The organism is Denitromonas halophila, assembly GCF_007625155.1.
GTDB classification, from domain to species: domain Bacteria; phylum Pseudomonadota; class Gammaproteobacteria; order Burkholderiales; family Rhodocyclaceae; genus Nitrogeniibacter; species Nitrogeniibacter halophilus.
The window spans coordinates 356,969-383,968 of record NZ_VMNK01000015.1 but is presented as its reverse complement, the minus strand read 5'-3'; the positions used below and the strand labels follow the sequence as shown (position 1 = coordinate 383,968).

Annotated in this window: 27 protein-coding genes and 1 tRNA gene; 7 read left to right on the top strand and 21 right to left on the bottom strand. The window is 61.0% G+C overall.

What is annotated here, in order from left to right; translation table 11 throughout:
• Positions 1–14: 14 nt before the first annotated feature.
• Genes FHP91_RS16155 through rpoE form a run of 4 tightly spaced genes read right to left on the bottom strand, consistent with a single transcriptional unit; the run spans position 15 to position 2,579 of the window.
• Positions 15–488 (bottom strand): SoxR reducing system RseC family protein, encoded by a 474-nt coding sequence (locus tag FHP91_RS16155; RefSeq protein ID WP_144310552.1) that lies wholly within the window; start codon positions 486–488, stop codon positions 15–17.
• The gene (locus FHP91_RS16150) at positions 485–1,444 is read right to left on the bottom strand and encodes a MucB/RseB C-terminal domain-containing protein (protein ID WP_246116337.1); all 960 of its coding nucleotides are present in this window, start codon (positions 1,442–1,444) and stop codon (positions 485–487) included. Before FHP91_RS16150 ends, FHP91_RS16155 begins: the two co-directional genes overlap by 4 nt.
• Positions 1,441–1,977 (bottom strand): sigma-E factor negative regulatory protein, encoded by a 537-nt coding sequence (locus tag FHP91_RS16145; protein WP_144310551.1) that lies wholly within the window; start codon positions 1,975–1,977, stop codon positions 1,441–1,443. Before FHP91_RS16145 ends, FHP91_RS16150 begins: the two co-directional genes overlap by 4 nt.
• A gap of 2 nt (positions 1,978–1,979) precedes the next feature.
• Positions 1,980–2,579, bottom strand: a complete 600-nt coding sequence (gene rpoE, locus FHP91_RS16140) for an RNA polymerase sigma factor RpoE (protein WP_144176615.1) — start codon at positions 2,577–2,579, stop codon at positions 1,980–1,982.
• Between the two features lie 209 nt (positions 2,580–2,788).
• On the opposite strand from rpoE, the gene nadB reads away from it, so the two are divergent.
• On the top strand, positions 2,789–4,378 hold the full coding sequence (gene nadB, locus FHP91_RS16135; protein ID WP_391527575.1) for an L-aspartate oxidase: 1,590 nt from the start codon (positions 2,789–2,791) through the stop codon (positions 4,376–4,378).
• Between the two features lies 1 nt (position 4,379).
• Here the strand turns inward: nadB and FHP91_RS16130 are convergent, their stop codons facing one another.
• The 9 genes from FHP91_RS16130 to FHP91_RS16090 form a co-directional block, all read right to left on the bottom strand.
• Positions 4,380–4,823, bottom strand: coding sequence for a protein YgfX (locus FHP91_RS16130; protein ID WP_144310549.1), 444 nt, complete (start codon positions 4,821–4,823; stop codon positions 4,380–4,382).
• Between the two features lie 5 nt (positions 4,824–4,828).
• Positions 4,829–6,070 (bottom strand): beta-ketoacyl-ACP synthase II, encoded by a 1,242-nt coding sequence (gene fabF / locus FHP91_RS16125; protein ID WP_144310548.1) that lies wholly within the window; start codon positions 6,068–6,070, stop codon positions 4,829–4,831.
• Positions 6,071–6,092: 22 nt separating this feature from the next.
• Positions 6,093–6,332 (bottom strand): acyl carrier protein, encoded by a 240-nt coding sequence (gene acpP / locus FHP91_RS16120; RefSeq protein WP_144176619.1) that lies wholly within the window; start codon positions 6,330–6,332, stop codon positions 6,093–6,095.
• 84 nt (positions 6,333–6,416) lie between these two features.
• Positions 6,417–7,166 (bottom strand): 3-oxoacyl-ACP reductase FabG, encoded by a 750-nt coding sequence (gene fabG / locus FHP91_RS16115; RefSeq protein ID WP_144310547.1) that lies wholly within the window; start codon positions 7,164–7,166, stop codon positions 6,417–6,419.
• A complete protein-coding gene (gene fabD, locus FHP91_RS16110; protein WP_144310546.1) occupies positions 7,163–8,101 on the bottom strand; it encodes an ACP S-malonyltransferase in 939 nt (312 codons plus the stop codon). Before fabD ends, fabG begins: the two co-directional genes overlap by 4 nt.
• Positions 8,102–8,124: 23 nt before the next feature.
• The gene (locus FHP91_RS16105) at positions 8,125–9,090 is read right to left on the bottom strand and encodes a beta-ketoacyl-ACP synthase III (protein ID WP_144310545.1); all 966 of its coding nucleotides are present in this window, start codon (positions 9,088–9,090) and stop codon (positions 8,125–8,127) included.
• Entirely contained in the window at positions 9,087–10,100 is a 1,014-nt protein-coding gene (gene plsX / locus FHP91_RS16100) for a phosphate acyltransferase PlsX (protein ID WP_144310544.1), read from the bottom strand. Before plsX ends, FHP91_RS16105 begins: the two co-directional genes overlap by 4 nt.
• An 86-nt stretch (positions 10,101–10,186) precedes the next feature.
• Complete coding sequence (gene rpmF, locus FHP91_RS16095) at positions 10,187–10,366, bottom strand: 50S ribosomal protein L32 (protein ID WP_144176624.1); 180 nt, start codon at positions 10,364–10,366, stop codon at positions 10,187–10,189.
• Positions 10,367–10,387: 21 nt separating this feature from the next.
• Positions 10,388–10,876, bottom strand: a complete 489-nt coding sequence (locus FHP91_RS16090) for a YceD family protein (RefSeq protein WP_186301587.1) — start codon at positions 10,874–10,876, stop codon at positions 10,388–10,390.
• A gap of 77 nt (positions 10,877–10,953) precedes the next feature.
• Between FHP91_RS16090 and FHP91_RS16085 the strand changes: the two genes are divergently transcribed.
• Entirely contained in the window at positions 10,954–11,529 is a 576-nt protein-coding gene (locus FHP91_RS16085) for a Maf family nucleotide pyrophosphatase (RefSeq protein WP_144310542.1), read from the top strand.
• Entirely contained in the window at positions 11,526–12,242 is a 717-nt protein-coding gene (locus FHP91_RS16080; protein ID WP_144310541.1) for an SAM-dependent methyltransferase, read from the top strand. Before FHP91_RS16085 ends, FHP91_RS16080 begins: the two co-directional genes overlap by 4 nt.
• Positions 12,243–12,249: 7 nt before the next feature.
• Here FHP91_RS16080 and FHP91_RS16075 read toward each other — a convergent pair whose 3' ends face one another.
• From FHP91_RS16075 to FHP91_RS16065, 3 genes are read right to left on the bottom strand one after another with little or no spacing between them, the layout of a single operon-like run.
• Positions 12,250–12,603 carry a Rieske (2Fe-2S) protein gene (locus FHP91_RS16075; RefSeq protein WP_144310540.1) on the bottom strand — a complete coding sequence of 118 codons (354 nt, stop codon included), beginning with the start codon at positions 12,601–12,603 and terminating at the stop codon, positions 12,250–12,252.
• Positions 12,582–13,241 carry an HAD-IA family hydrolase gene (locus FHP91_RS16070; RefSeq protein ID WP_144310539.1) on the bottom strand — a complete coding sequence of 220 codons (660 nt, stop codon included), beginning with the start codon at positions 13,239–13,241 and terminating at the stop codon, positions 12,582–12,584. Before FHP91_RS16070 ends, FHP91_RS16075 begins: the two co-directional genes overlap by 22 nt.
• Positions 13,222–14,193: an RluA family pseudouridine synthase gene (locus FHP91_RS16065; RefSeq protein ID WP_144310709.1), complete on the bottom strand. Its 972-nt coding sequence runs from the start codon at positions 14,191–14,193 to the stop codon at positions 13,222–13,224. The genes FHP91_RS16070 and FHP91_RS16065 overlap by 20 nt, the downstream gene beginning before the upstream one ends.
• Positions 14,194–14,576: 383 nt before the next feature.
• Between FHP91_RS16065 and FHP91_RS16060 the strand changes: the two genes are divergently transcribed.
• Positions 14,577–17,597: an Rne/Rng family ribonuclease gene (locus FHP91_RS16060; protein ID WP_144310538.1), complete on the top strand. Its 3,021-nt coding sequence runs from the start codon at positions 14,577–14,579 to the stop codon at positions 17,595–17,597.
• 89 nt (positions 17,598–17,686) lie between these two features.
• Here FHP91_RS16060 and FHP91_RS16055 read toward each other — a convergent pair whose 3' ends face one another.
• On the bottom strand, positions 17,687–18,157 hold the full coding sequence (locus tag FHP91_RS16055; RefSeq protein WP_144177249.1) for a low molecular weight protein-tyrosine-phosphatase: 471 nt from the start codon (positions 18,155–18,157) through the stop codon (positions 17,687–17,689).
• 19 nt (positions 18,158–18,176) lie between these two features.
• Complete coding sequence (gene uvrB / locus FHP91_RS16050) at positions 18,177–20,234, bottom strand: excinuclease ABC subunit UvrB (protein ID WP_144310537.1); 2,058 nt, start codon at positions 20,232–20,234, stop codon at positions 18,177–18,179.
• Positions 20,235–20,367: 133 nt separating this feature from the next.
• Here uvrB and FHP91_RS16045 point away from each other — a divergent pair, with 133 nt between their 5' ends.
• Positions 20,368–21,576, top strand: coding sequence for an amino acid aminotransferase (locus FHP91_RS16045; RefSeq protein ID WP_144310536.1), 1,209 nt, complete (start codon positions 20,368–20,370; stop codon positions 21,574–21,576).
• Positions 21,577–21,642: 66 nt separating this feature from the next.
• Here FHP91_RS16045 and FHP91_RS16040 read toward each other — a convergent pair whose 3' ends face one another.
• Complete coding sequence (locus FHP91_RS16040; protein WP_144310535.1) at positions 21,643–23,547, bottom strand: AsmA-like C-terminal region-containing protein; 1,905 nt, start codon at positions 23,545–23,547, stop codon at positions 21,643–21,645.
• 114 nt (positions 23,548–23,661) lie between these two features.
• Between FHP91_RS16040 and FHP91_RS16035 the strand changes: the two genes are divergently transcribed.
• Together FHP91_RS16035 and moaA are read left to right on the top strand one after the other, a co-directional pair.
• Positions 23,662–23,737, top strand: a tRNA-Asn gene (locus FHP91_RS16035).
• A gap of 184 nt (positions 23,738–23,921) precedes the next feature.
• Complete coding sequence (gene moaA, locus FHP91_RS16030; RefSeq protein WP_144310534.1) at positions 23,922–24,968, top strand: GTP 3',8-cyclase MoaA; 1,047 nt, start codon at positions 23,922–23,924, stop codon at positions 24,966–24,968.
• A gap of 78 nt (positions 24,969–25,046) precedes the next feature.
• On the opposite strand, the gene FHP91_RS16025 is transcribed toward moaA, so the two are convergent.
• A complete protein-coding gene (locus tag FHP91_RS16025; protein WP_144310533.1) occupies positions 25,047–25,556 on the bottom strand; it encodes a hypothetical protein in 510 nt (169 codons plus the stop codon).
• Positions 25,553–26,971 (bottom strand): DNA recombination protein RmuC, encoded by a 1,419-nt coding sequence (locus FHP91_RS16020; protein WP_449240248.1) that lies wholly within the window; start codon positions 26,969–26,971, stop codon positions 25,553–25,555. Before FHP91_RS16020 ends, FHP91_RS16025 begins: the two co-directional genes overlap by 4 nt.
• Positions 26,972–27,000 lie beyond the last annotated feature (29 nt).

Below are 27,000 nucleotides of genomic sequence, written 5' to 3'. Positions count from 1 at the left end.
GTAAACAAACCCGCCTAATCACGGCGCGCAGCGGTTTCAATGTGCGTCGATGGACACAGCGCCGAGTCAGCTGCCAACCGAACTGACAGCTTTTGCCGCCAGAACCGCCGACCACCGATCGAGCGAACGAAAAGCACCGATGCAATCAATGCGAGCACCAGCCCAGTCAGCGCGCCGGCATTGCCTGCCCACCACGTACCCAAGCCAGCACCGAGCAGCGCACCGAGCGTCGGCACACCATAGGTCACCGCGGCTGCGCCCAGCGCCGCGCCATCATCAATCTGAAGACGCACACGATCCCCGGCGACAAAATGCTGCGGATTTTCAACATGAAAGACTTCGTCGGGTTTGCCAAAAGCGTGAGCAATCTTTGCCCCGCCACAACCACCCGGCTCATTGCAACGTCCACACCCCGTGGGTTGGTCGTCAACACGCACCCACGCCTGATCCTCGCCGGCATGCAACACAATGCCCCGCGCTTCGATCACTGGTTGGCCGCCGTCATGCTGTCACCAACACGGCGCAGTGCCTCATTGGGCGCTTCGCCCAGCACGGTCAGACGATGTCCGGCCACGTTCCTGGCATAAACGGCGATTGAACCGGCATCCATGAACCCGGCGCTGTCATCCGGGGATTGAGCAGGCTCGACAAAGACCGAAATATTGGCCAAGCCATCCGACACCACCATGTGTAATACCGACTGGCCATGAGCACCGACCGAGCGTCGTACCGTCGACACCAGACGATAGCCCGGCAGCATGTCGCCCAACTGCCAGGCGGACGCGTCTGCGCTGGCCTCGTCGCCCTTGGCGTTAACCGTCTGCCAGTCGTCGGCGACCGCATATTTCTGCTTGAGCAGATCGGGGTCGATGTCTCCGCCGATGCGTATCTCGTTGAACGCAAACTGCTCGATCAACTCACCGTTGCCATCGAGCAAGCGGGCCTTGAGCAACAGACCGCTCTCTTCGTCTGCCCACAACTGGTGGCCATAACGAAGATTGTCTCTGGGTTCGAGGATGATCAACTGTGCCTTGCGACCGGCAACCCGGCTCATATCGCCGCGGAAAATCCGGTAATACTCGTTCAGGGCCGCAACCGCCACCGGCAGGCGGGCCGGAAACGCGCGTCGATTCCCAATCCGGTCGATGATCACCGTCTTGAGGTCGGGCAGAACACAACGAACCTCCGAATTCGTACGAATCACTTCCCGGGGGTTTCCATCGAGCGTCTCGATGCGCTCCACGTCGCCCTCCGGGCCAGTCACATGGGCAATCCGCAGCGTCTCCAGGCGTTTTCCGCTGAGATAGGAAAACGTGCCGGAAAAGTTGACCTTCTGGGCTGCGCCCGCCATCCGGTTCATCCAGGACAGGGCGTCGTTCTCCGGGCCGGCCGAGGCAGCGCCGCAAAAAACGAAAAGCCAGACGACGAGGAGGCGGTGCCTCATCTCCGCACCCCGGCAGACACATCGGCGACCGTGCGGACGAACGGTGCGACAGCAGGAATAGCGCCTTGATTCGCCAGGCTCTGATGCGCAAACAGGTACGCACGCAAAGGCTCCCGATCCTGTCGGTTTGTCTCGACAGCGCTCGCCATCAGCGGCTGAGGTGCGATTCTGGCCATTTGAATGGCCGACGTCTCCGTGCTTTGCGGAATCGCCAGCCACCCCACCACGGCCACACCAGCCACCGATGCGGCCAAAGGAAGGATCTTCCGCCAAGACTTGCCAAGTGGCGATACCGATGTCAACGGACGGATGGCCACCGGCGCAAGCACGGTAGGCTCCTGCGCCAGACTCGCCATGACCCTTGCCGATAAATCGCAAGACAACTCTGGCTCATTGCGAAGCGCATCGCCGATCAGACAATAATGATCCCACTGACGGCGAACATCGGCGGACTCGCCAACTGAATTCAGGACCGGCTCCACCGCTTGCGCATCCAGATTGCCATCAAGCAGTGCCGAAATACGTTCCTTCATACCTACCACCGTTGATCAGGGGCCGTATCCAACAACGGCCGGAGTTTTTCTGCAATCGCCTCGCGCGCCCGGAATATTCGCGAACGCACAGTACCTATCGGGCATTCCATGATGCCGGCGATTTCCTCGTAGCTCAGTCCCTCGATCTCGCGCAAAACAATGGCCGTTCTCAACTCTTCCGGCAACGCTTCCATTGCAATATCGACGGTCTGTCCGATCTGACGAGACATCATCAAGCGCTCAGGCGTGTTGATGTCCCTCAGCTGATCTCCATCATCAAAAGTCTCTGCTTCTTCCGAATTGAAACCCGTGGTCGTCGGCGCCCTGCGGCGCTGAGCAACCAGATAATTCTTCGCCGTATTCACCCCGATGCGGTAAAGCCAGGTGTAAAACGCGCTCTCGCCTCGAAACGCTGGCAGCGCACGATAGGCCTTGATGAATGTTTCCTGCGCAACATCCTCCACCTCAGCAGGGTCGCGGATCAGGCGCGACAGCAAGCGCAGCAACTTGCGCTGATACTTGGAAACCAACAGGCCGAAGGCCTGTTTGTCTCCGCGCTGTACGCGCTCAACAAGTTGTTGATCCAGTTCTCGGTCGGTCATTTGGCTTGGGGAAACGAAAATCGATCGCGGCAGCGAATAAACCGCGAAAGTATAACCAACCCGGTGCCTCACGCCAAAAACACATCAACCTGAGCAATCGACTCCTCATTCTGCGAATAGTTCAGACAGCGCAAGGGTTTTTGTATCACCAGCGGCATGACACCGAGTGATATAGTTGGCGCCGACCTAAATTTCGCTGGAACCTGTCGGTGGAAACCTTCGACGTCGCCATTATCGGAAGCGGCCTGGCCGGCCAGTCACTCGCGTTGCGTCTGGCAGAACACCGCCGAGTGGTGATTGTCACCAAACGGACGCTCAGCGACAGCGCCAGTGCCTGGGCGCAAGGCGGCATTGCCGCCGTCCTGGATCCGGCCGACAGCGTCGAGTCACACGTGTCTGACACATTCGATGCCGGCGCCGGGCTCAACAGCCGCGCCGCCACACAACATGTCGTCGAAAACAGCCGCCGCGCCATCGAGTGGCTGATTGATCGCGGTGTACCATTTACCCGTGACGAGGACACCCCCACCGGCTACCACCTGACCCGCGAGGGCGGCCATAGCCACCGGCGGATCATCCATGCTGCCGACGCCACCGGCGCGGCGGTCCAGGCCACGCTCAGTCACCAAGTCGCAGCCCACCCGAACATTACCGTGCTCGAGCGACATATCGCGATTGACCTTATCCCCGGCAGCAAGCTGGGACAGACTGATCGTGGCTGTCTTGGAGCATATGTTCTCGATATCGACAACGAGCATGTCAAGACCCTTCGCGCCTCTGCCACGGTGCTGGCCACAGGTGGCGCCGGCAAAGTCTACGTCTACACGACCAACCCCGACACCGCGACAGGCGACGGAATCGCCATGGCGTGGCGGGCCGGTTGCCGGGTGGCGAACATGGAGTTCATCCAGTTTCACCCGACCTGCCTGTATCACCCGCAAGCCAAGTCCTTCCTGGTGTCAGAAGCAGTTCGTGGTGAAGGCGGATTGCTACGCCTGCCCAGCGGCGAGCGCTTCATGCCCGAGCATGACCCGCGCGCAGAGCTTGCACCACGCGACATCGTCGCGCGTGCCATCGACTTTGAAATGAAGAAACGCGGCCTGGACTGTGTGTTCCTCGACATCAGCCACAAACCCGCCGAATTCCTGAAATCGCACTTCCCCACCATTCTCGCGCGCTGTCAGGAGCTGGGCATCGACATCACCCGCCAGCCGATTCCCGTGGTGCCAGCCGCCCACTACACCTGCGGCGGTATCGTCACCGACCTGCAGGGTCGCACCGACCTCCCCGGCCTCTACGCCGTTGGCGAGGCCACCTGCACCGGCCTGCACGGCGCCAACCGCCTGGCCAGCAACTCGCTTCTGGAATGTGTGGTATTCAGCGAGGGCATTGCCGACGCCATTCTGGCGCAGCCCGTCCTCCCTCCCCTGCCCCTGCCGCCATGGGACGAAAGCCGGGTAACCGATGCCGACGAGGAAATCGTGATCTCCCACAACTGGGAAGAATTGCGCCGCTTCATGTGGGACTACGTCGGCATTGTCCGCACCAACAAACGCCTGCTGCGCGCACAACACCGCATTCGGCTGCTGACCCGCGAGATCGACGAGTTTTACGCCAACTTCCGGGTCACCAATGACTTGATCGAGCTGCGCAACCTGGTCACCACCGCCGATCTGATTGTACGCAGTGCGCTGCGACGCAAGGAAAGCCGCGGTCTGCATTTCAGCCGAGACTATCCAGGGACTCAGTCACGGCCGCGCGACACGGTACTTCGTCCACGGAAAACGTCGGCGAAGTAGTTCAGGTGCAAGGCGACTCCGGATGACGACCCGGCGCATTGCGAAACCAGACACACAACCAGCGCCATCCTTCCGGGTGCGCCACCGCGTCCGGCATGACCATAACCGCATGACGTCGCCCGTCCTCGCTGCAGCCATGCAGCCAGAACACGCCAAAGAGATCCACGCTCGACGCCGCGAGCTCGCACGCTGCCACTTCGCCGGGCGCAACCCAGCACCCGTCCGGCAGCAGCGTCAGGTGTCGAGACGTGCCGGGGCGCCAACATGCCAATACCGACAGTACGGCCCATGCGGCGACCCAGCCCGCACTCAACCATGCACTGACGCCCGGCGTCACGACCAAAAACAAAGCCGCCACACCACCTGAGACCATCAATAGATGGCGCAGGTAGCGCGACGGCTTCAATTCCAGCGTAAGCGGCAGGCGGAACACCGCCTCCGTCATGTCTTTTAGACTCGGGCCAGCGCCAAGGTCCCGTTCGTACCACCGAACCCGAAAGAGTTCGACAGGGCGACACGGATATCCATCGGCCGTGCCTTGTTGGCCGCGTAATCCAGATCGCAGGCAGGGTCCTGATCAACGATATTGATCGTCGGCGGTGCAATCTGATGATGTACGGCTAGCGCCGTGAACACCGCCTCAACGCCGCCAGCAGCGCCGAGCAAGTGACCCGTCATGGATTTGGTGGAGCTGACTACCAGATCCTTGGCATGTTCGCCAAAGCAGCGTTTCACCGCCACGGTTTCAGCCACATCGCCCAACGGCGTCGAGGTGCCGTGTGCGTTGATATAGTCGAAATCGGTCGGCAACAACTTGGCGTCACGGATGGCGTTGGTCATCGAGCGGGCTGCGCCATCACCGTCCTCGCAAGGCGCGGTCATATGATAGGCGTCCGCGCTCAGGCCGTAACCCACCACCTCGGCATAAATCTTGGCGCCACGGGCTTTTGCGCGCTCGTATTCCTCGAGCACCACCACGCCGGCACCTTCGCCCAGCACGAAACCATCACGCCCTGAATCCCACGGACGACTCGCGGTTGCGGGGTCGTCATTGCGGGTCGACAGCGCTTTCGCCGAAGCGAAACCACCGATGGCCAACGGCGTGATCGTGGCCTCGGCACCACCGGCGACCATCACATCGACGTCACCGTACTTGATCATGCGTGCCGCTTCGCCAATACAGTGAGTGGCCGTGGTACATGCCGTCACCATGGCCAGGCACGGCCCCTTGAAGCCATACATGATCGACAGATGACCGGCGATCATGTTGATGATGGTGCCCGGGATGAAAAACGGCGAAATCTTGCGATGACCCGCCCGAAGGTAGTCATCGTGCGTTGCCTCGATCATCGGCAAACCGCCGATGCCCGAACCGATGTTCACACCGATTCTCTCAGCGTCCGCACCAGTGACGCCCTCAAGCCCGGCATCGCGCACGGCCTGCATTCCGGCGGCCATACCGAAGTGGATGAAGGTATCCATCCGTCGTGCCTCTTTGGGCGACAGATAGGTGCCGACATCAAAATTCTGGACCTCCCCGGCGATACGCACCGGGAAGGCCGACGCGTCAAAGCGCGTAATCTCCGTGATGCCGGAGCGGCCATTTACAATGTTGTCCCAAGCATCCGGGATGGTATTTCCGACTGGAGATACGATCCCCAGGCCGGTCACAACAACTCTGCGACGGGTCAATGTTCGCTCCGATATCAGTTGATTACTTGCTCAGATGCGCAGTCACGTAGTCGATCGCTTGCTGCACGGAGGTGATCTTCTCAGCCTCTTCGTCCGGAATCTCGCACTCAAACTCTTCCTCGAGTGCCATCACCAGTTCCACGGTGTCCAGCGAATCAGCACCAAGATCGTCCACGAACGAGGACTCGTTCTTGATTTCGGACTCGTTAACACCGAGTTGCTCCGCGACGATTTTCTTGACGCGTTGTTCGATGTTCTCCATGAAATAGCTCCTTCCCGGATATGCGGGTATGTAGTTAAGGCGGGCGTATTCTACCAAAAAGGTAGCGCACCCATAGCGTCAAGTTTACGCCATGTACATGCCACCATTGACATGCAAGGTCGTACCAGTGACATAGGACGCAGCTGGCGATGCCAAAAAGCCCACCGCAGCTGCAATTTCTTCAGGTTTTCCAAGGCGTCCGGCCGCGATCTGCCCCGTCAATGCCTCACGTGCGCCATCAGGCAGCGCACGGGTCATGTCGGTATCGATGAAGCCCGGCGCAACACAATTGACCGTGATATTCCGGCTGCCCAACTCACGCGCCAGCGCACGTGCCATGCCCGCCACGCCGGCTTTGGCGGCAGCGTAATTGGCCTGCCCCGGGTTACCGGAGCTACCAACCACCGAGGTCACGTTGATGATGCGACCGTGGCGCGCCTTCATCATGCCCCGCATCACAAGACGCGACATACGGAACACGGCCTTGAGATTGGTATCGACGACGGCATCCCATTCGTCATCCTTCATGCGCATGGCAAGGTTGTCACGGGTGATGCCGGCGTTGTTAACCAAAATACCAACCGCGCCAAATTCTTTTTCGATCGTAGCGATCGCTGCCTCGCTGGCTGCGGCATCGGTCACATTCAAAGCCAGGCCGGTGCCACTAAAGCCGCCTTCAGCCAGGGCCTTGGCAATATCAGCCGCACCGGCGTCAGACGTGGCGGTACCGATCACGGTCGCCCCCATTCCTGCCAGTTCCATGGCAATGGCTCGGCCAATACCGCGGGACGCGCCCGTCACCAATGCAATCTGACCCTCAAGTACTTTCGTCATGCGCCTTCCTTCACCAAAGCAATCGCCTCTTGAATCGAGGCTTCATCGACCAGTGTCGTGCCCTGCACATCGCGAACGATGCGCTTCGTGAGACCGGCCAGCACTTTGCCCGGGCCGCATTCAATCACGGAAGATGCACCGCGCGCAGCGATCGCCTCCACGGATTCGATCCAGCGCACCGGAGAATACGCCTGACGCACCAAGGCATCGCGAATATCCGTCGCTGACGAGCACACCGCAACATCGACGTTATTCAGCACAGGAATGCTGGGCGCATTCAACTCAACAGATGCCAGACGCTCCGCCAACTGCACCGCGGCAGGCTTCATCAGGGCGCAGTGGAACGGCGCACTCACCGGAAGCAGCACCGCGCGCTTGGCGCCGCGTGTTTTCGCCAGGGCCATAGCGCGTTCCACTGCAGCGGTATTACCGGCAATGACGATTTGCCCCGGGGCATTCAAATTCGCGGCTTCGACAACATCGCCCTCGGCCACTTCGGCACATACCGCAATCACGGCCTCGGCATTCAGGCCAAGCAAGGCCGCCATGGCCCCCTGGCCCGCAGGCACGGCCGCTTGCATGGCCGCGGCGCGAAAACGCACCAGCGGCACGGCGTCCGAAAATTTCAACACCCCGGCAGCCACCAGCGCGCTGTATTCACCCAGACTATGGCCGGCCACCACATCAGGCACCGGGCCGCCCGCCGCCAACCAGGCGCGATAGACCGCAACGCCGGCCGTGAGCATCAGCGGCTGCGTATTAACGGTCTGAGACAGCAACTCAGCAGGGCCATCGGCAACCATGGTCCACAAATCTTCGCCAAGCGCGTCGGACGCTTCCTGGAAGGTTTGACGGATTTCAGGCGAATCGCCATACGCCGCCATCATGCCAACCGCTTGCGAACCCTGACCGGGAAAAACCAGAGCAAACTTCATTATTATTCCTTGAACAGCCTGACTCAATACTGAACCAGCGCAGCGCCCCAGGTAAAGCCGCCACCCACACCTTCGAGCACCAGCCGCTGCCCGCGCTGGACGCGGCCATCGCGAATCGCGGTATCGAGCGCCAGCGGAATCGACGCGGCCGACGTATTGCCGTGGCTCGCGACGGTACTGACCACGCGCTCCAAAGGCAAGCCGAGGCGCTTTGCGGTGGACTGAATAATACGGACATTTGCCTGGTGCGGAATCAACCAGTCGACCTCGTCCACGGTCGAGCCCGTTGCCGCGAGCACTTCCTGCGCCACATCACCGAGCACTTTGACAGCAAATTTGAACACGGCCTGCCCGTCCATGCGCAGGAAGGGATCGCCCAACACCTTGCCCGACGCAACGGTTCCCGGCACACACAAAATCTCGTTGTGTGCACCGTCGGCATGCAATGCCGTCGCAAGAATACCCGGCTGATCCGACGCTTCAAGCACAATGGCGCCGGCACCGTCACCAAACAACACACAGGTCGTCCGGTCATTCCAGTCGAGAATCCGAGAAAACACTTCGGCACCGACAACCAGCGCCTTCTTGTGGCTACCGGAGCGGATGAACTTCTCGGCCACAGACAATGCGTAAACAAAGCCACTGCAAACGGCCTGGACGTCAAACGCGGGGCTCTCGTTGCGAATACCGAGTCGCGCTTGCAACAGTGCCGCCGTGCTCGGGAAAATATAATCCGGGGTCGAGGTCGCAACGATGATCAGATCAATATCGTCAGCCTGAATACCCGCCGCCTCAATGGCTCGGCGCGATGCGGTTTCTGCCAGGTCACTCGAATTCTGTCCGTCGGCCGCGAAATGGCGCGCCCGAATCCCAGTACGGGTGGCGATCCATTCGTCCGACGTATCAATGCCGCGTGCCACCAGATCATCATTGGTCACCGGCGTGCCTGGCAAACAACTGCCCGTCCCGGCGATTCGCGCGTAAATCATTCAGCGTCCTCCCGCATTCCCATCCGCTCGGTAATGCGCTCTAGCAAACGGTTACCTGCCGCCTCGGCCGCCCGCGCTATGGCTTGCTCAAACGCAAACGCATCGGCAGAGCCATGACTCTTGACCACCACGCCGCGCAAGCCGACCAAGGCTGCGCCATTGTAGCGCCGGTGATCCACCCGCCCCTTGAAACGTGTCAGCACTGGCATCGCCAGCACCGCCAAGACTTTGGTCAGGAGGTTACGACCAAACTCTTCACGCAGGAAGGTGGCCATCATCTGAGCGAGCCCTTCGGACGCTTTCAGCGCAACGTTACCGACAAACCCATCGCACACGACCACATTGGTGGTGCCTTTGAAAATATCGTTACCTTCGACATTGCCAAAGTAATTCAGACCACTCCCCCGCAACAACTCGGCGGCACGCTTCACCACCTCATTACCCTTGATTTCTTCTTCACCGATATTGAGCAGTCCCACGGTGGGTCGGTCAATATGCTCAACCGCCGCGACCAGGCTGGCACCCATGATACCGAACTGAAGCAGGTGCTCTGCCGTGCAGTCGACATTGGCACCAAGATCCAGCACATAGGTACGGCCGCGCATCGAAGGCAGAATTGAGGCAATCGCCGGTCGATCGACACCCGGCAAGGTCTTGAGGACAAAGCGAGAGATCGCCATCAGCGCACCGGTATTTCCCGCAGATACCGCGGCCTGCGCCTCACCCGATTTGACCAGATTGATGGCCACCCGCATCGACGAATCTTTCTTGTTGCGCATCGCCGTCGCGGGTGGCTCGTCCATCCCGACCACTTCGCTTGCGGCCTGTATGCGCACGCGCTGGCGCACCTCTGCCGGCATCGCGGCCAAGTGAGGCTCAATGGCTTCGGCCCGGCCAACCAGCACAATCTGAGGGCCAGCACCGCGCTTGAGAAAATCACAGACAGCAGGAACCGTCACGGACGGGCCGTGATCGCCACCCATGCAGTCGACAGCAATAGTTACATTCATCGACGTCGGGTCAGTAATTCAGGGGGGATAGGGACGAAAAAACGGCGCGAACGCAGGACGCGTCGCGCCGAATTCTTCGACAAGGCTTACTCGCCCTTGGTCTTGATGACTTTTTTGCCGCGGTAGAAACCGTTCGGGCTGATGTGGTGACGCAGGTGAACTTCACCCGTGGTCGACTCAACCGCCAAAGGTGCCGCGGTCAGGCCGTCGTGCGAACGACGCATGCCACGCTTGGAGGGCGATTTTTTGTTCTGTTGAACAGCCATTGCAAAAACTCCTTGGAGCAATCATTTTTCAGTGCCTCTTGTCGTATTCAAACCTTCGAGTACGGCAAACGGCGATTTTTTAACAGCACCGCCCAAAGGCAGCGGCGCTTCACAGTGTTCGTGCCTCGGCGCAAAGGGCATTCCGAGCAGAATCTCTTCCTCAACCAGCGGCAGCACCTCAAGGGCGCTATCTGCTCGAATCGGATCGTATTCATCCACCTCGAGATCTTCATCCGGCATCGGCTTACCCTGCGGGACAAGCAACAAACGACCGGAGACCTCGACTGGCCAGGACATCGCTTCAAGACACCGCTCGCACCGCAGCACCAAAGTGCAGCTCGCAGCGATCTCAAGAAAGGATTCATCCTGGTTGTTCTGCACACCCGTCACGGTGAAATCCACATCACCCGACGGCGCGCATACCAGACTGGACAGGCGTTCAAAGCCGCTTACTGGCTCCCGCCCTGCCTTCTGCCTACCTTCGCGCGCGAAGACCAGCGAATCAATCACGTAGGTATCTCGCGACATAAGCGGCGCATGATAGTATTTTCGATTACCCGTGTCAAAGCCCAACTGCCTTCTGCGCCATGCCTCTGATCCTCGCCTCCACCTCCATATACCGACGCCAGTTGCTGGAGCGCCTCGGCCTGCCTTTCGTGGTCGCGCGCCCCGATGTCGATGAAGCGCCACTTGACGGTGAGATGCCGGATCAAACCGCGGAGCGACTGGCGATCGCCAAAGCCAAGGCGCTTGTGGAGCGTTCGCCGGACGCCCTGATTATCGGGAGCGATCAGGTCGCCCACCTTGGCGCACAGCGTTTTGGCAAGCCCGGCAGCGTGCCAAAAGCCGTTGCGCAATTACAACAGATGCGTGGACAGCGCGTGGTGTTCCACACCGCGGTCGCCCTCGTGAACAGCAGCACTGGCAACACCCAGGTCGCAGGTGTCCCCACCGTGGTGCACTTCCGCGACCTGAGCGACGATGAAATCGTCCGCTACGTTGAAAAGGAAATGCCGCTCGATTGCGCCGGCAGCGCCAAAGCCGAAGGCCTGGGCATCAGCCTGCTCGAAGCGCTGAGCTGCGACGACCCGACCGCGCTGATCGGCCTGCCCCTGATCGCGCTCACCCGGATGCTGCGCGCCGAAGGCGTCGCTATTCCATGAGCAACGCTCACGGCAAACTCTACCTGGTACCCGCCAGCCTGGGCGACAGCCCATGGACAGCGACGCTGCCGCAGGATGCCGCGGCCATCGCCCGTGCATTGAGCCACTTCGTCGTGGAAAACGCCAAGACCGCGCGCGCCGACCTCAAGCGACTCGAACACCCAATGCCGTTGCGCGAGTTGGATATCCAGCCCCTGCCCGAGACGCCAACACCCACGGCGCTGCGCGCGCTCCTGGCCCCTGCCCTGCACGGCGCCCACATCGGCCTGATGTCGGAAGCCGGCGTGCCGGCGGTAGCGGACCCTGGCGCCTTGTTAGTCGAAGTTGCACACGACTTGGGGCTACAGGTCGTCCCGCTGGTCGGCCCATCGTCGCTGCTGCTTTCACTCATGGCCTCGGGACTGAACGGACAACAGTTTGCGTTTCACGGCTATCTGCCGGTGCACGACAACGAACGCGCCGCGGCCATCAAGTCGCTCGAGGCCGAATCAATACAGAAATCGCAAACCCAGCTGTTTATCGAAACCCCCTACCGCAACCAGCGCATGCTCGAATCCTTGGCCGCCACCTGCCGGCCAAATACACGACTATGTATCGCACGCGGCGTCACCACAGCCGACGAATGGATTCAAACGCGCAGCGTCGCGAACTGGAAAAAACAGGCGCTGCCGGAGCTGGGCAAAGTCCCGACGGTATTTCTCCTGCTGGCCTGACCCGCGCCTAACCGTCAGCGCCAAGCAGCCAGACCGCAGCATCGACCTCGACCACCGCGAGCTTTTTTAGCGCCGCGCCGCGACACGGGCCAAATACACAGGCGCCGGACACCGGGTCGTAGGTCGCGCCGTGAGTGGCGCAAATAAGATAGCGGCCATCCGCATCGAAAAAGGCGCCCTCCTGCCAATCGAGTTCGACTGGCACGTGCGCGCACTGATTCACGAAGGCTCGCGGCTGCCCCTCGAAACGAACCACGAAGGCGGGCAGTCGCCCGGACGTTGTATCCACTTCGAAGCGCACCCCGTCGCCCCCCTCGGCGAGGTCGTCCGACGCACAGATCAGGCGTTCTGGCGCAGCCACTGATCCAGTTCCGCAGGCGTCGCCAACAAGGCCACTGACGGCACCGATGCAAGCGCATCGACATCATGCGCGCCAAAACTGACGGCCAGTCCATCGACGCCAGCGTTCTGCGCCATCTGCAGATCATGCGTGGTATCGCCGATCATCAAGGTCTGTTCAGGCGCAACCGACAACTCGCTCATCAACTCCTGGAGCATCGCCGGATGCGGCTTCGAAAAGCACTCGTCCGCACAGCGTGTCGCGTGAAAATACGCACCAAGGCCGCTATGCACCAGGGCGCGATCCAGCCCGACACGGCTCTTGCCGGTCGCCACCGCCAGCAGCCAGCCCTGTTCCGCCAGGTACGCAATGGTCGATGCAACGCCATCGAACAGAACCAGCTCCTGGTCACGCGACAAATAGTGGTGCCGGTAGCGCGCCACCATTTCGGGGTAACGATTTTTTGTCAGCTCTGGCACCGCATAGTGCAAGGCATCGTCCAACCCGAGACCGATCACATGACGCGCGCGGGCGTCCTCGGGAACCGGCAGCCCAAGATCGCCGCTCGCCGCCTGGATGGCCCGCACGATGGCGCCCGCCGAATCCAGCAAGGTGCCGTCCCAATCAAACACGATCAACTCATACCGCTTCGCCGGCATCTCTCACCTCGTTCGCATCCAGTTGATTCAGAAACGCCTGCAATTCCGGCGGCAAGGGCGCTTCGACCCGTATCTCCTTGCCGGTCAATGGATGAACAAACTGCAAGCGCGCCGCATGGAGAAACATCCGCGCAAGCCCAGATTCTTTCGCCAGACGCTTGTTCAGGGCGAAATCGCCGTACTTGTCGTCGCCCACCAGCGGAAAGCCGTGATTCGTCAGATGCACACGGATCTGGTGAGTGCGCCCAGTCTTGAGTTCCACGCCCAGCTCACTCATCGTTTTCCAGCGTCGCCGCAAGGTGACGATACTGTGCGCCACCTTGCCATCGGCCTGCACCCGCACGCGTCGCTCGCCATCAGCGGTCAAATATTTATAGAGCGGCGCACGAATATGCTCGCGCGGGTTCATCCAACGACCACTGACCACCGTGATGTAGTGCTTCTCGATCCCACCATTGCGCATCAACTCATGCAAGGCGGCCAATGCGGTGCGTTTCTTGGCCACGATGAGCAGCCCGGAGGTTTCGCGATCCAGGCGATGCGCCAGTTCAAGCAGTCGCGCGTCGGGGCGCTGCTTGCGCAACTGCTCAATTACACCAAAGCTCACCCCGCTACCACCATGCACCGCCTGCCCCGCCGGTTTGTCGAGGACCAGCAGCGCATCATCTTCGTAGATCACCGGCAGCGCATTGCCGACCGGTACCACCCGGTGTTCGCTCGCCGTGCTCACTTGCACCGGAGGTATTCGCACCACGTCTTCGACCTGGAGCTTATAAGTCTGACTGGCCCGTCGGCCATTGACGCGCACCTGACCACTGCGCAAAAGACGATAGATGTGACTCTTCGGAACGCCTTTGAGGACGCGCATCAGATAGTTATCGATGCGCTGACCTTCCGACTCCGCGTCGATCTGTTCATGTCGAACTTCAAGCTTTTTGCTTTGCGCCATCATCCTGCCATATACTTGCGCTCTGACCGGTTTGGTCCGGCGCCATGCGACCTTGTGCGGAATTGCCAATGCTCGCGACGGCAACAAGAACCCGTTTTTTGTGGTTCCCGGCCAGTCAGCAGTTTCCGCTCGCAGCCCTGAAAGGCTGCGATGGTAACGCAAGCAAACCCTGATTTGTCTTCTTGCTTATACGCGTCACCCACACGCAGGATCAGAAGTTCCGGCCCTTAGGGCGGGAAACATGAGAATCGACCAGCCCACCTTCGACAGCTAGAACTTACCGGATGAGAGCCGTTTTCCTAAAAAGATAACTCGCAAGACTCCGTCTCGCACGATGGTGCGCGCCGCTCGTCCTGCCCGTGTGGAACACGCGGGAGAACGAACCCATGAAACGCATGCTTTTCAATGCGACGCAAGCCGAAGAACTACGCGTCGCGATCGTTGATGGTCAGAAACTGATCGACCTCGATATCGAATCGGCCGCAAAAGAACAACGCAAGAGCAACATTTACAAGGCAGTCATTACCCGGGTTGAACCCAGCCTGGAAGCCGCTTTTGTTGATTACGGGGCAGACCGCCACGGCTTTCTTCCGTTCAAGGAAATTGGCCGCAACTACCTGGGCGCCGGTGGCGACGGGCAGGGGCGCGTGCGCCCGCAGGACGTCCTCAAGGAAGGTCAGGAACTGATCGTTCAGGTCGAGAAAGATGAGCGTGGCAACAAGGGCGCAGCCCTGACCACCTACATTTCTCTGGCCGGTCGTTATCTGGTCCTGATGCCCAACAACCCGCGTGGCGGTGGCGTATCGCGCCGCGTCGAGGGTGACGAGCGCGCAGAACTGCGTGAAGTCATGGACGCTCTGGAAGTGCCTGCCGGCATGAGTCTGATCGCGCGCACCGCAGCGATCGGCCGCAGCGCCGAAGAGCTCCAGTGGGACCTCAACTACCTCCTGCAATTGTGGAGTGCCATTGATGGCGCGGCCCACGCGCAGGCGGGCGCCTTCCTGATCTATCAGGAAGGCAGTCTGGTCATCCGCGCCATTCGCGATTATTTCCAGCCCGATATCGGCGAGATCCTGATCGACACCGACGACGTCTACGAGCAGGCGCGCCAGTTCATGGCCCACGTCATGCCGCAGAACGTCAATCGCGTGAAGCGCTACAACGATGACGTGCCGCTGTTCTCGCGTTTCCAGATCGAGCACCAGATCGAATCGGCCTATGGTCGTCAGGTCACCCTGCCCTCCGGCGGCGCCGTGGTCATCGATCACACTGAAGCCCTGGTGTCGGTCGACGTGAACTCCGGTCGTGCCACCAAGGGCGCCGACATCGAAGAGACCGCCCTGCGCACCAACCTGGAAGCGGCCGACGAAGTGGCCCGCCAGTTGCGTCTGCGCGACCTCGGTGGTCTGATTGTCATCGACTTCATCGACATGGAGTCGAGCAAGAACCAGCGCGAAGTCGAAAACCGCCTGCGCGATGCGTTGCGCCATGACCGCGCCCGCGTCCAGACCGGCAAGATCAGTCGCTTCGGCCTGCTCGAGCTGTCGCGTCAGCGCCTGCGTCCGGCCCTGGCCGAAACCAGCTACATCCCCTGCCCGCGTTGCAGCGGCACCGGCCACATCCGCAGCACCGAGTCGTCGGCGCTGCACATCGTCCGCATTCTCGAAGAAGAGGCGATGAAGGAAAACACCGGCGCTGTGCACGTTCAGGTGCCGGTCGATGTCGCCACCTTCCTGCTCAACGAGAAGCGGGTCGACATCGCCCACATCGAGCTGCGCCACAAGGTCAATCTGCTGATTGTGCCGAACCGCCACCTCGAAACCCCGCAACACGAAATCGTCCGCCTGCGCCACGACCAGCTCAACCAGGACGAAGCCGCCCTACCGAGCTACCAGATGGTGCAGATGCCGGCCGAGGTGAATTACGCCGATGCCGCCATCGAAGACAGCAAAAAGCCCGCGCGTGCCGAAGCAGCCGTTCGCGGCATCTCGCCGGCACAGCCCGCACCAGTGGTTGCGCCCAAAGAGGACGCGCCTGCCGTCGCTGCAGTGCCGGCAACATCGGGCGGATTCTTCGGCTGGGTGAAGCGTCTGTTCAGCTCCGAGGCACCGGCGGTCGAAACGCCCGCCGCTGAAGCCCCGCGCCGCAAGCGCAGCGAGTCGTCACGCGATGAGTCCTCCCGAGGCGACAACCGCCGTGGGCGCGGCCGTCGTGGTGAACGCAATGACCGCAACGACCGTGGCGATCGAAAGGAAGGCGGCCGCAACGAGGCTCAAGCCGAGGGCCGCCAGCCGCGTGAGAGCCGCGCCGACAACGACGAGGCACGCGGCAACAACCGTCGCGGGCGGAATCGTCGCGGTGGCAATCGCAACGACGAAGCGCAAGTCGATGTTCAGGCAAACGACGAAGCGGGCAAAGCAACGGCTGAAGCCGATGCGCTCACCGCCGGCGCCGTGGCCGTTGCGGCAACACAAACCGAAGAGTCCACAGGCAACCGCCGCCGCCGCAGCCGCCGCGGTCGTGGTCGCCAGAACGACACAGCGGACAGCAACACGACTGACGAGTCGCAAGACGACTCTGCGGCCACCGCCGATGCGACGGTCGCATCCGACGCGACTGAAGACGACGCCAACGCCGCGCCTGCCGATACAGGCACCTCCGACGAAGCGTCCGAGGGCCGCAGCCGCAGCCGTCGTCGTCGTCGTTCGCGTCAGAACCGCAACGAAAATGGCGAAGCCACTGGCGAAGCCACTGGCGAAGCCACTGGCGACGCCTCGGCAGACGACAACAGCACCACCGAAGCGACCTCAGAGACCGCTGAACCGGTCGCTGACACCACCGAGGTAGCGCACGCCGAAGTCGCCGCTGCAGCCGAAGCCCCTGCGGCCGACATTGCGCCGGTCACTGCGGAAGCCACGCCTGCGGCTGAAGCGGTGCCAGTCACTGCTGAGCCCGCTGCAAGCAAGCCCGCCACGGCACAGATGTCGCTCGAAATGCCGGAAGTCGTTGAAACCACCCCGGTGGCGGCAACGACGGAGATGGCTGCACCCGCGGCCGAGGTGACTCCGCCCGAGGTGTCGCAAGCGCCGACGGCAGCCGAGCCGGAACCGGTCGAAGAAGCCGCGGCAGTCGAATCGGCAACACCAGAAGCAGAACTCACGGTGTCCGCTGAGCCGATGCAAGAGGCACCCGCCCCGGTCGCTCCGGTCGCTGAGAAGCCGGTCCCCGCACCAGCGGTCGCACCGATCGATCTGGCCAAGAGTGGCCTGACCATGATCGAAACACGCCCGGACGCAGCCACGGCGCAACCCGTGACGACGCCGGCAACGCCCTTGGGCCGTCCGCGCCCGGCACCGGTGGCCATGCCGCAAGCAGGCGAGCTTCAGCAGGTTGAAACACAGAAGTAAGGTTTTCCGCCGTTCGGCCTAATGGCCAGAAAAAAGGCTCAGCGCACCATGGCTGAGCCTTTTTTCATTGCGCCGTCAGGCGAGGAACGTCAGTGGATGTCCCGGAGCATATCGACCAGGCCCTGCACGCCGGTCTCGCACAGATCGAGCACCTCATCAAACCCGCGCCCTGCACCGTAGTACGGGTCGGGCACCTCAAGCCGGCCACAATCAGGGGCGAGGCTCAGAAACAACCGGACTTTGGACAGATACTCGGGGGGGCACTTGCGCTGCATGACCGCCAGATGTCCGGCATCCATCGCGAGCAAAAGATCGAAGCGTGCAAAATCATCTTCGGTCAGCTTGCGCGCCCGCAGCCGCGACAGATCGTAGCCACGAATGGCCGCCGTGCGTTGGCTGCGCGGGTCTGGCGGCTCACCGGCATGGGCGCCCTGTGTGCCGGCGGAGTCAACACTCACCACGCCATCGAGCCCGACCATTTTCAACCAGTGACGTGCCACGGCTTCTGCCGTTGGCGATCGACAGATATTGCCCGTGCAGACAAACAAGATTCGTTTCACCAATGTCGCCCTCGCCTCCTCAGATTTCATCGTGTCGATCAGCGCCAAAGGCCTGACTGCGCAGGCGGAACAGCTCATCGCGCAACTTGGCGGCCTCTTCGAACTCCAGATTGCGCGCATGGGTCTGCATCTGTTTTTCAAGCTGCCGAATGGCGCGTGCCAAGGCTTTTTCGTCCATGGCCGAATAGTCAACCGGCGCCGCCTTGCCGGTCGCTTTTGACACATCATCCTGCGGCGCATAGACGCCGTCGATGATGTCCTTGATGCGCTTCACCACCGAGGCCGGCGTAATGCCGTGCTCAAGATTGTAGGCGGTCTGTTTTTCTCGACGTCTCTCGGTTTCGGCCATTGCCCGGCGCATGGACTCGGTAATCACATCTGCATAGAGAATCGCGGTGCCGTGCACATGACGCGCTGCACGGCCAATCGTCTGGATCAGTGCGCGCTCGGATCGCAGGAAGCCCTCTTTATCGGCGTCCAGAATGGCCACCAGTGACACTTCGGGAATATCGAGACCTTCGCGCAGCAGATTGATGCCGATCAGCACATCAAACACGCCGAGCCGCAAATCCCGGATGATCTCGACCCGCTCGACGGTCTCGATATCCGAGTGCAGATAGCGTACCCGGATACCGTTCTCGAGCATGTAGTCGGTCAGGTCTTCGGACATGCGTTTGGTGAGCGTGGTGACCAGCACCCGCTCGGTTTTGTCGGTTCGCCGCTTGATTTCACTGAGCAAATCATCAACCTGGGTGACCGCCGGACGCACCTCGATGATCGGGTCGACCAGCCCGGTGGGGCGCACCACTTGCTCGATGACCTGAGCCTGATGTTCGGCTTCGTATTTTCCAGGTGTCGCCGACACGAACAGCGTCTGCGGCATCATCCCCTCGAACTCTTCAAACTTGAGCGGGCGATTGTCCATGGCCGAGGGCAGCCGGAAGCCGTAGCCGACCAGATTCTCTTTGCGCGACCGGTCGCCCTTGTACATGGCGCCGACTTGCGGAATGCTCACATGGGACTCATCGACGAACAGCAACCCGTCCGGCGGCAGATAGTCGATCAGGGTCGGCGGCGGCTCGCCGGGCGCGCGACCCGACATGTGGCGGGAGTAGTTCTCGATGCCCTTGCAGAACCCCAGCTCGTTGAGCATTTCGAGGTCAAAGCGGGTGCGCTGCTCGATCCGCTGCGCTTCAACCAGCTTGGCGCCGTGCTGAAAAAATTCGATCCGATCGCGTAGCTCGGTCTTGATGCCTTCCATGGCCTTCAGAACGGTCGCACGCGGCGTAACGTAGTGACTTGAGGGATACACCGTAAAGCGCACCAATTTGTGCTTGAGATGGCCTGTGAGAGGGTCGAACAGCGTGAGATGTTCGATCTCCTCGTCAAACATCTCCACCCGTACCGCAAGTTCGGCGTTTTCGGCCGGAAAGATATCGATCACATCGCCACGCACCCGGAACGTGCCCCGCCGGAAGTCGATGTCGGCCCGCGCGTACTGCATGCTCACCAGACGCTGGAGCAGATCACGATGCGCCATGCGCTCGCCTTCGCGCAGGTGCAGCACCATGCTGTGATAATCAACCGGGTCACCAATACCGTAAATGCATGACACCGTGGCCACGATCACCACATCGCGACGCTCCATCAGGCTCTTGGTGGCGCTCAGGCGCATCTGCTCGATGTGCTCGTTGATGCTGGAGTCTTTCTCAATGAACAGATCCCGCGACGGCACGTAGGCCTCGGGCTGGTAGTAGTCGTAGTACGACACGAAATACTCCACCGCGTTTTCGGGAAAGAACTCCTTGAACTCCGAATACAACTGCGCCGCCAAGGTCTTGTTGTGCGCAAGCACCAGGGCCGGTCGGCCACAGCGGGCGATCACGTTGGCCATGGTGAAAGTCTTGCCCGAACCTGTCACGCCCAACAGCGTCTGGTACATCAAACCGTCCTGAACGCCCATCGTCAGTTGCTCGATGGCGTTAGGCTGGTCGCCCGCCGGCTCAAACGGCTGGTGCAGCCGGAACGGACTGCCGTCAAAGGTCAATAGGCGATCGGAATTCGTCGACTTCGTCATGCTAGAATTTTCGCCTTGTGTGCACAGGTCAATCTGTGTGCCATGAGTGAACATAGTTTTCGATTATTTCGCGTCGCCCCGGTCGGCGCAACTCACCCAGGGTGGCCAAGCGCCACCCACAGATGGAGCGAACATGACCTCGTCGATCTTTGCTGCGGTAGAAATGGCACCGCGCGATCCGATCCTCGGCCTTAACGAAGCCTTCCAGGCGGACACCCGTGCCGAAAAAGTTAACCTCGGCGTTGGCGTGTATTACGACGACAACGGCAAGATTCCGCTCCTGGCGGCGGTCAAGATCGCCGAAGAGCAGCGTCAGAAACTGGCACCGCCGCGCGGCTATCAGCCCATCGAAGGCGCCGTCGCCTACAACAAGGCCGTTCAGACCCTGCTGTTTGGCGCCAATTCGGCCTTGGTCGACGCCGGCCGTGCCGTCACCATCGAAGCGCTGGGCGGCACTGGCGCCCTGAGAGTCGGCGCCGACTTCCTGAACCGCCTGGATCCGAAAGCCAAGGTTTACATCAGCGATCCGAGTTGGGAAAACCACCGCGCCCTGTTCGAAGCCGCCGGCTTCGAGGTCGGCACCTACCCGTACTATGACGCCAGCACCCGCGGCGTCAACTTCAGCGCGATGCTCGAGGCGCTCAATAGCTACGCGGCCGGCTCGATCATCGTCCTGCACGCCTGCTGCCACAACCCCACCGGCGCCGATCTGACGCTCGCGCAGTGGCAGCAAGTGATTGATGTCATCCGCTCGCGCAACCTGGTCGCCTTCGTCGACATGGCCTACCAGGGTTTTGCCGACGGCATCGAAGCAGACGCCGCGCCGCTGCGCCTGTTTGCCGATTCGGGGCTGGAGTTCTTCGTTTCGAGCTCCTTCTCCAAGTCGTTCTCGCTGTATGGCGAGCGCGTTGGCGCACTGACCGTGGTCACCGCCGATCGCGAGACGTCGGCCCGTGTGCTGTCGCAGGTCAAGCGCGTCATCCGCACCAACTACTCCAACCCGCCGACGCATGGTGGCATCGTGGTTGCCACCGTACTGTCCGACCCGAACCTGCGTGCACAATGGGAGGACGAACTGGCCGGCATGCGCGACCGCATCCGACTGATGCGAACCCAACTGGTCGAGCGTATTGCTGCCGCTGGCGTCACGCGGGACTTCTCCTTCGTCATCCAGCAGCGCGGCATGTTCTCCTTCACCGGCCTGACCGCCGCACAGGTCGAACAGATGAAAGACGCGCATGGCATCTACGCCGTGTCGACCGGTCGCATCTGCCTGGCAGCGCTCAACAGCAGGAATATCGATGCCGTCGCCAAGGCAATTGCATCGGTCATCGCAAACTGACGCTATCGCAAGAACCAACAAAAACGGCGCCCCCACAGGCGCCGTTTTTATTACGACTCACAACTTTCAGCGCAAACTCCCTGGCACGACCGGCACCTCCAAAGACCCGCCGGGCGTTTCCTGGCCCAAGCTTGCTTCGAACGCATCGACGCCGACGGCTGGCGCAGGCGGGGCCTCAACGACCGGCGGCGGCAAACGCGCTTCCAGCGTCGGTGCGGCAAGCGAACCACCAATATCCACAGGCAAACGAACGCGCCGATCGCCCCGGCCAACCACCGTCGTCAGCACGCCAGACAGCGACTCTAGCGCCCCGATCTTGAATGTGCCGCTCGCCTCGAGCGCGCCGGCCTCCAGACGGGACACCTGAACTTCCAGCGACTCCGCCTTGCGCGTCAGCGTCCCGGACATGGTCTCGAAGCGGGTCTCTCCGCCCTGAATTTTTCCACTCCCGCGCTCACGCATCGCCGCCCCCAGATCGATACCGCCCAGCGCGCCGTTGGCGATATCAAAACGCCCATTCACACTCGACGCATAACGGATCTCCGATGGATGCGCGGCAACACCCCCCAACGTAAAGGCACCCGACACGGATCCGCTCAAACGAACGCTGCTACCCAAGCGCTTCAGCAAACCTTCTGCGTTGATCTGGCTAAGCGCGACCTCCGCTGTCATCCGCGTATTGTCTTCCCAAACCAGCTTGGCCGAGCCGGACAGCTTGCCATCGAGCGCGCTCGCACCAAAACTGCCCACATCAAAGCCCTCATCACTGAGCCGGCCAACGACTTGCATCGTATTGAACGGAATCTGTGAAAACACGGGCAACACCTGGTTTACTGCCACCGCGTCGACGCGCAAGGCATCGCCGTCTCCAGTCGCCGTCACCGACAAACCGCCCAAGGCATCACGCAGCGTCGCAGTCGCGCCGTTCTGGTCGTGCGTAACGCTGCCCGACAGCAGCGCCCACTGCTCTCCCCCAGCGGTCACGCTCAAGCGCTCAAACAGCGTCTCAACCACCGCCGACGAACGTGCGGGCATCGCCAAAACCCGGGCGAAGGCCGAAGGCGTACCCCGCAACTCGGTGATCTTCACCGTGACGCGCCAATCCACCGCACGCAGCGAGGCCGGCCAATCCGGGATCAGATAGACCTCAGACGCGCGCAACGACGGAATCGCCTCGACCCGCACATCACTCAGTTGCAAGGAACCGCCGCCCGCAAAGGACGCCCGCAAGCCGCCAAAACGCACCGAAGTGCCCAGCTGGGTACTCATGGCCGATTCGACGTCGGCCCGATAGCGTTCAGGCAACAAGAAAGCAGCAACGACCAGCGCACCAATCAAAAGGAACGCAGCGATCGGCAACAAACCCCGCCACAGCCGCTCGACGAAGAAACCCAACGCAATCATGCCCCCCCGGGTGCTATCGCCTAAACGCGGACTCACCACCAAGGCAGGCGGCGGCTCGTCTGTGATCGGTTTGTCGCGTTCGGACTCACCCACCATCGGCTCTTGCGCGCCGTTGGGGTCAAGCGGTTCGTCGTGCGCGGGAATCTCTCCCTCGGGCTCTATGCGCTCGTCTTTGACGCTTTGCGCGCCAGCGCCGGCGGCAACGTCGTCCGTTTCAACCTCCGCCACATCGATGACTTCTACCTCTGGAGCCTCGGGCGGCGCTTCAACGACGACAAGCAAGGATTCGGCGGCTTCGTCGTCAGGATCCTGCTCTGCTGTAAGCGTGGCCGCGGGCGCGTCAGTGGCGGTCGATTTGGCCCGAATCAGACCCTCACGCAGCAATTCACTCACCGCCGGATCAATCGCCAGCGATGAGCCAAAGCGTCGCTTCATCTCGCGGACGGTAATACGCCCATCGATCAACAGCAGCGTCGCGCGCAGCTCATGCGAACTGATCGAACGGGGCTGCTTCGCTCGTGCATCTCCAAGTTCCGTCTTGACGTAAACTGTATCTTCAAAGTTCATGGCTGGTTGCGGCAGAGGCCCTCAGGCACCTTAATCGGATGGCATTTTGGCACAAAAATCGTAAAAGACGTTGACAGCGGTTTTGGGCATTCCTATAATTCGCGCTTCTCCAGTTCCCCGATAGCTCAGTTGGTAGAGCAACGGACTGTTAATCCGTGTGTCCCTGGTTCGAGCCCAGGTCGGGGAGCCAAGAATACAAGGGGTTGTCGCCTAGCGACAGCCCCTTTTTCTATTCCGTCGGCAAGCGTATCAGATCGACACGATCTGCTACTCAGCTGCGCTTCCAGTTTTCGGAAAATACGCAGCGCATTTGCCCCCGAACAAGACCCTTTCGGCACTGTCTGCTATAACATCGGCAGATATTCTCAAAACTGATGAGTCCGATGGTCGCCCCCTCGATCGACACTGCCGAGCCATTCAAACTCACCGATCAACGCGGTCGCCCGGTGCGCGACCTGCGCATCTCGGTCACCGACCGCTGCAATTTCCGCTGTGTGTATTGCATGCCTCGCGCGGTCTTTGGCAAAGACTACACATTCCTCGCGCGCTCCGAACTCCTGAACTTCGAAGAGATCGTCCGCATTGCTCGCATCTTTGTCGCCAACGGCGTGCGCAAAATCCGCATCACCGGCGGCGAGCCCCTGCTGCGCCGAAACGTCGATCAGTTGATCAAGGCGCTGGCCGCCCTCCCTGAGGTCGAGGTCACCCTCACCACCAACGGCGTGTTACTGCCGCGCATGGCGCAAAAGCTGGCCGATGCCGGCCTGCGCCGGGTCACGGTGAGCCTCGACGCGCTGGACGACGCCATCTTCAAGAAAATCAACGACGCCGACTTTCCCGTCGCCGACGTGCTCGCCGGCATCGAAGCCGCGCACGAAGCCGGGCTGAGCCCGGTCAAGGTGAACATGGTGGTCAAGCGCGGCGTCAACGAACACCAGATCATCGACATGGCGCGCCACTTCAAGGGCTCGGGCCACATCCTGCGCTTCATCGAATTCATGGATGTCGGCGCCTCTAACGGCTGGCGACTGGATGACGTGGTGCCGTCCCGTGAAGTGATCGACCGCATCCACGCCGTCTTTCCGCTCGAATCCTCGCAACCGAACTACACCGGGGAAGTCGCCGAACGCTGGCGTTACCTCGATGGCGACGGTGAAGTCGGCGTCATTTCCTCAGTCACACAAGCCTTTTGCAGCACCTGTACGCGCATTCGCCTGTCGACCGAAGGCAAGCTCTACACCTGCCTGTTTGCCAACGAAGGGCACGAGTTGCGCGCCCCGCTACGCGGCGGCGCCAGCGACGAAGAACTGGCCGCCATCATCCACCGCACCTGGCAGGCGCGCAGCGATCGCTATTCGGAAATCCGCACTGAGAACACGCACGAACTCAAGCGCATCGAGATGTCCTACATTGGTGGCTAAAGGCCCCCACGCTAACGCCACTGCGGGCGCTTTGACAGTTCAAGCTTGAGGCCACGGTGGAGCTTCGTCGCTCAGTGCCTACTGCGCCGACGTTATGTCGCGAACAGCACGCAGTTTCAGCCAGTCTCCACCACCAGCACCCTTCCCCTCAATCGTCACCGAAAAAATGGCAGTTTGTGGTGTAAACGGTTTTTCTGATACTGGAGTGAAGTCACCGTGCCAACGATTGTGCATTTCGGCATGCACCACTTTGCCTTGATAGCGAAAAACCATCAGCATCTCCGAGTCATCCACTGACTCGGCGGTGATCACGGATTTGCATGCCGCTGACATCAGGCCCAGGCGCTTGCAAACGCCATCCGTTGGTTGATAGGGTCCAAACAGGAAAAACTCATCCCACTGAAATGTGGTGAGCATCGCCAGTTCGATACGTGTGCTTTTCTTGTCGCGCAACGCGTTTTTCAATGCCCATCCGACGTCGCCGGTTTTCACATGCCAATAGACCTCATCGCAGGCGGACAGGCTCAGGGTGAGCAGGATGACGAACACCGCCCGCATGGCAGATCGACCCGGCGTGGTCGCGATCAATTGCCTTCCGCGTCGTCGGCGCCTTCACCGAGATCCTCGGGCAACTCGTCCAACTGGGCCGATTCGATCTTCTGGAAATGCGCAGTGATCTTGCGTGAGCTGACCTGAACGTCCTTGACGTCCTTGCCGGCCTGCTCGATATGCCGGGCCAGCGCCTGCATGCGATCGTCGAAGCGGTGAAAGTCCTTGGCCAGCTTGGACAGCGCGTCCTTGATCACATGAATCTGTTTGCGGGTTTCAACATCCTTGAGCACCGCACGCGCGGTATTGAGCACTGCCATCAAGGTGGTGGGCGACACAATCCACACTCGCCGCTCTTGCGCATACGCCACCACTTCCGGGTGGTAGGCGTGGATTTCGGCAAACACCGCCTCGGCCGGCACAAACATCACCGCACCATCCGAGGTTTCACCCGGAATGATGTACTTGCTGGCAATGGCATCCACATGGCGCTTCACATCGAGACGGAAGGCGCTTTGTGCCGCGCGTCGATCAGACTCCCCCACACCGATCTCGAACATCCGGTGATAGTTCTCCAGCGGGAACTTGGAATCGACCGCGACCCGGCCCGTGGGCTCGGGAAGTGTCAGCAAGCAATCGACCCGCACATTGCCCGACAGCGTGGCCTGAAACTCGAAACCATCCGGCGGGAGTGAGTTACGCACCAGCGCTTCAAGTTGTACTTCGCCGAAGGCGCCGCGGGCGCGCTTGTCGCCAAGCAACTCCTGCAGGCTCACCACGTTGGTCGTCAGACCATCGATTTTCTTCTGCGCTTCGTCGATGGTCGCCAGGCGCGCCATCACATTGGTAAAGGTTTCGTTGGTCTTCTTGAAACCTTCATCGAGGCGCTGATGCACCTGGCCAGTGATCGCCTCCAGACGCTCATTCACCGTCCGATTCAAGGCCTCGCTGCCCTTGGCCATCTGCTCAGAGGCGCTGCGTAAACCGTTTTGCAGCAACTCGCGATCAGCGCGTGCATGTTCGCCGAGGCGCGCCAGTGTCTGCTCGATCATTTCACTACGCAGACGGGCATTGGCCGCTTGCAGGCCACTGTTCAGGTCGCTTAACCGAAGCTGCATTTCGCTGCGCTGATCGGCCAGCTGCGTCTGCATGAGTGATTGCAGGCCGTGCATGGCATCGCGCGTCAGGCGAAGCTCGCCATCCACCCGGGCACGCAGGCGCTCGCCCTGCATCTCGCTGACTTCGGTCAAACGATCGGCCTGGCGTCCAAGGCCGCCATGCAGATCACCGAGCATCTCGCGGTGTTGCGATTCCAGCGCATCGTGCACGGCACCTACGAGCTGCCCGGGCAGCTCGGATTCAAGACGACGCACCCGCAGGATCAACACCAGCACCGCCACCAGCAATACCAACAGGGCGGCGATCAATGCGTACTGAATCTGTTGCTCGGTCACTGCGCTATCCACCGGAAAAAAGAGGGCGA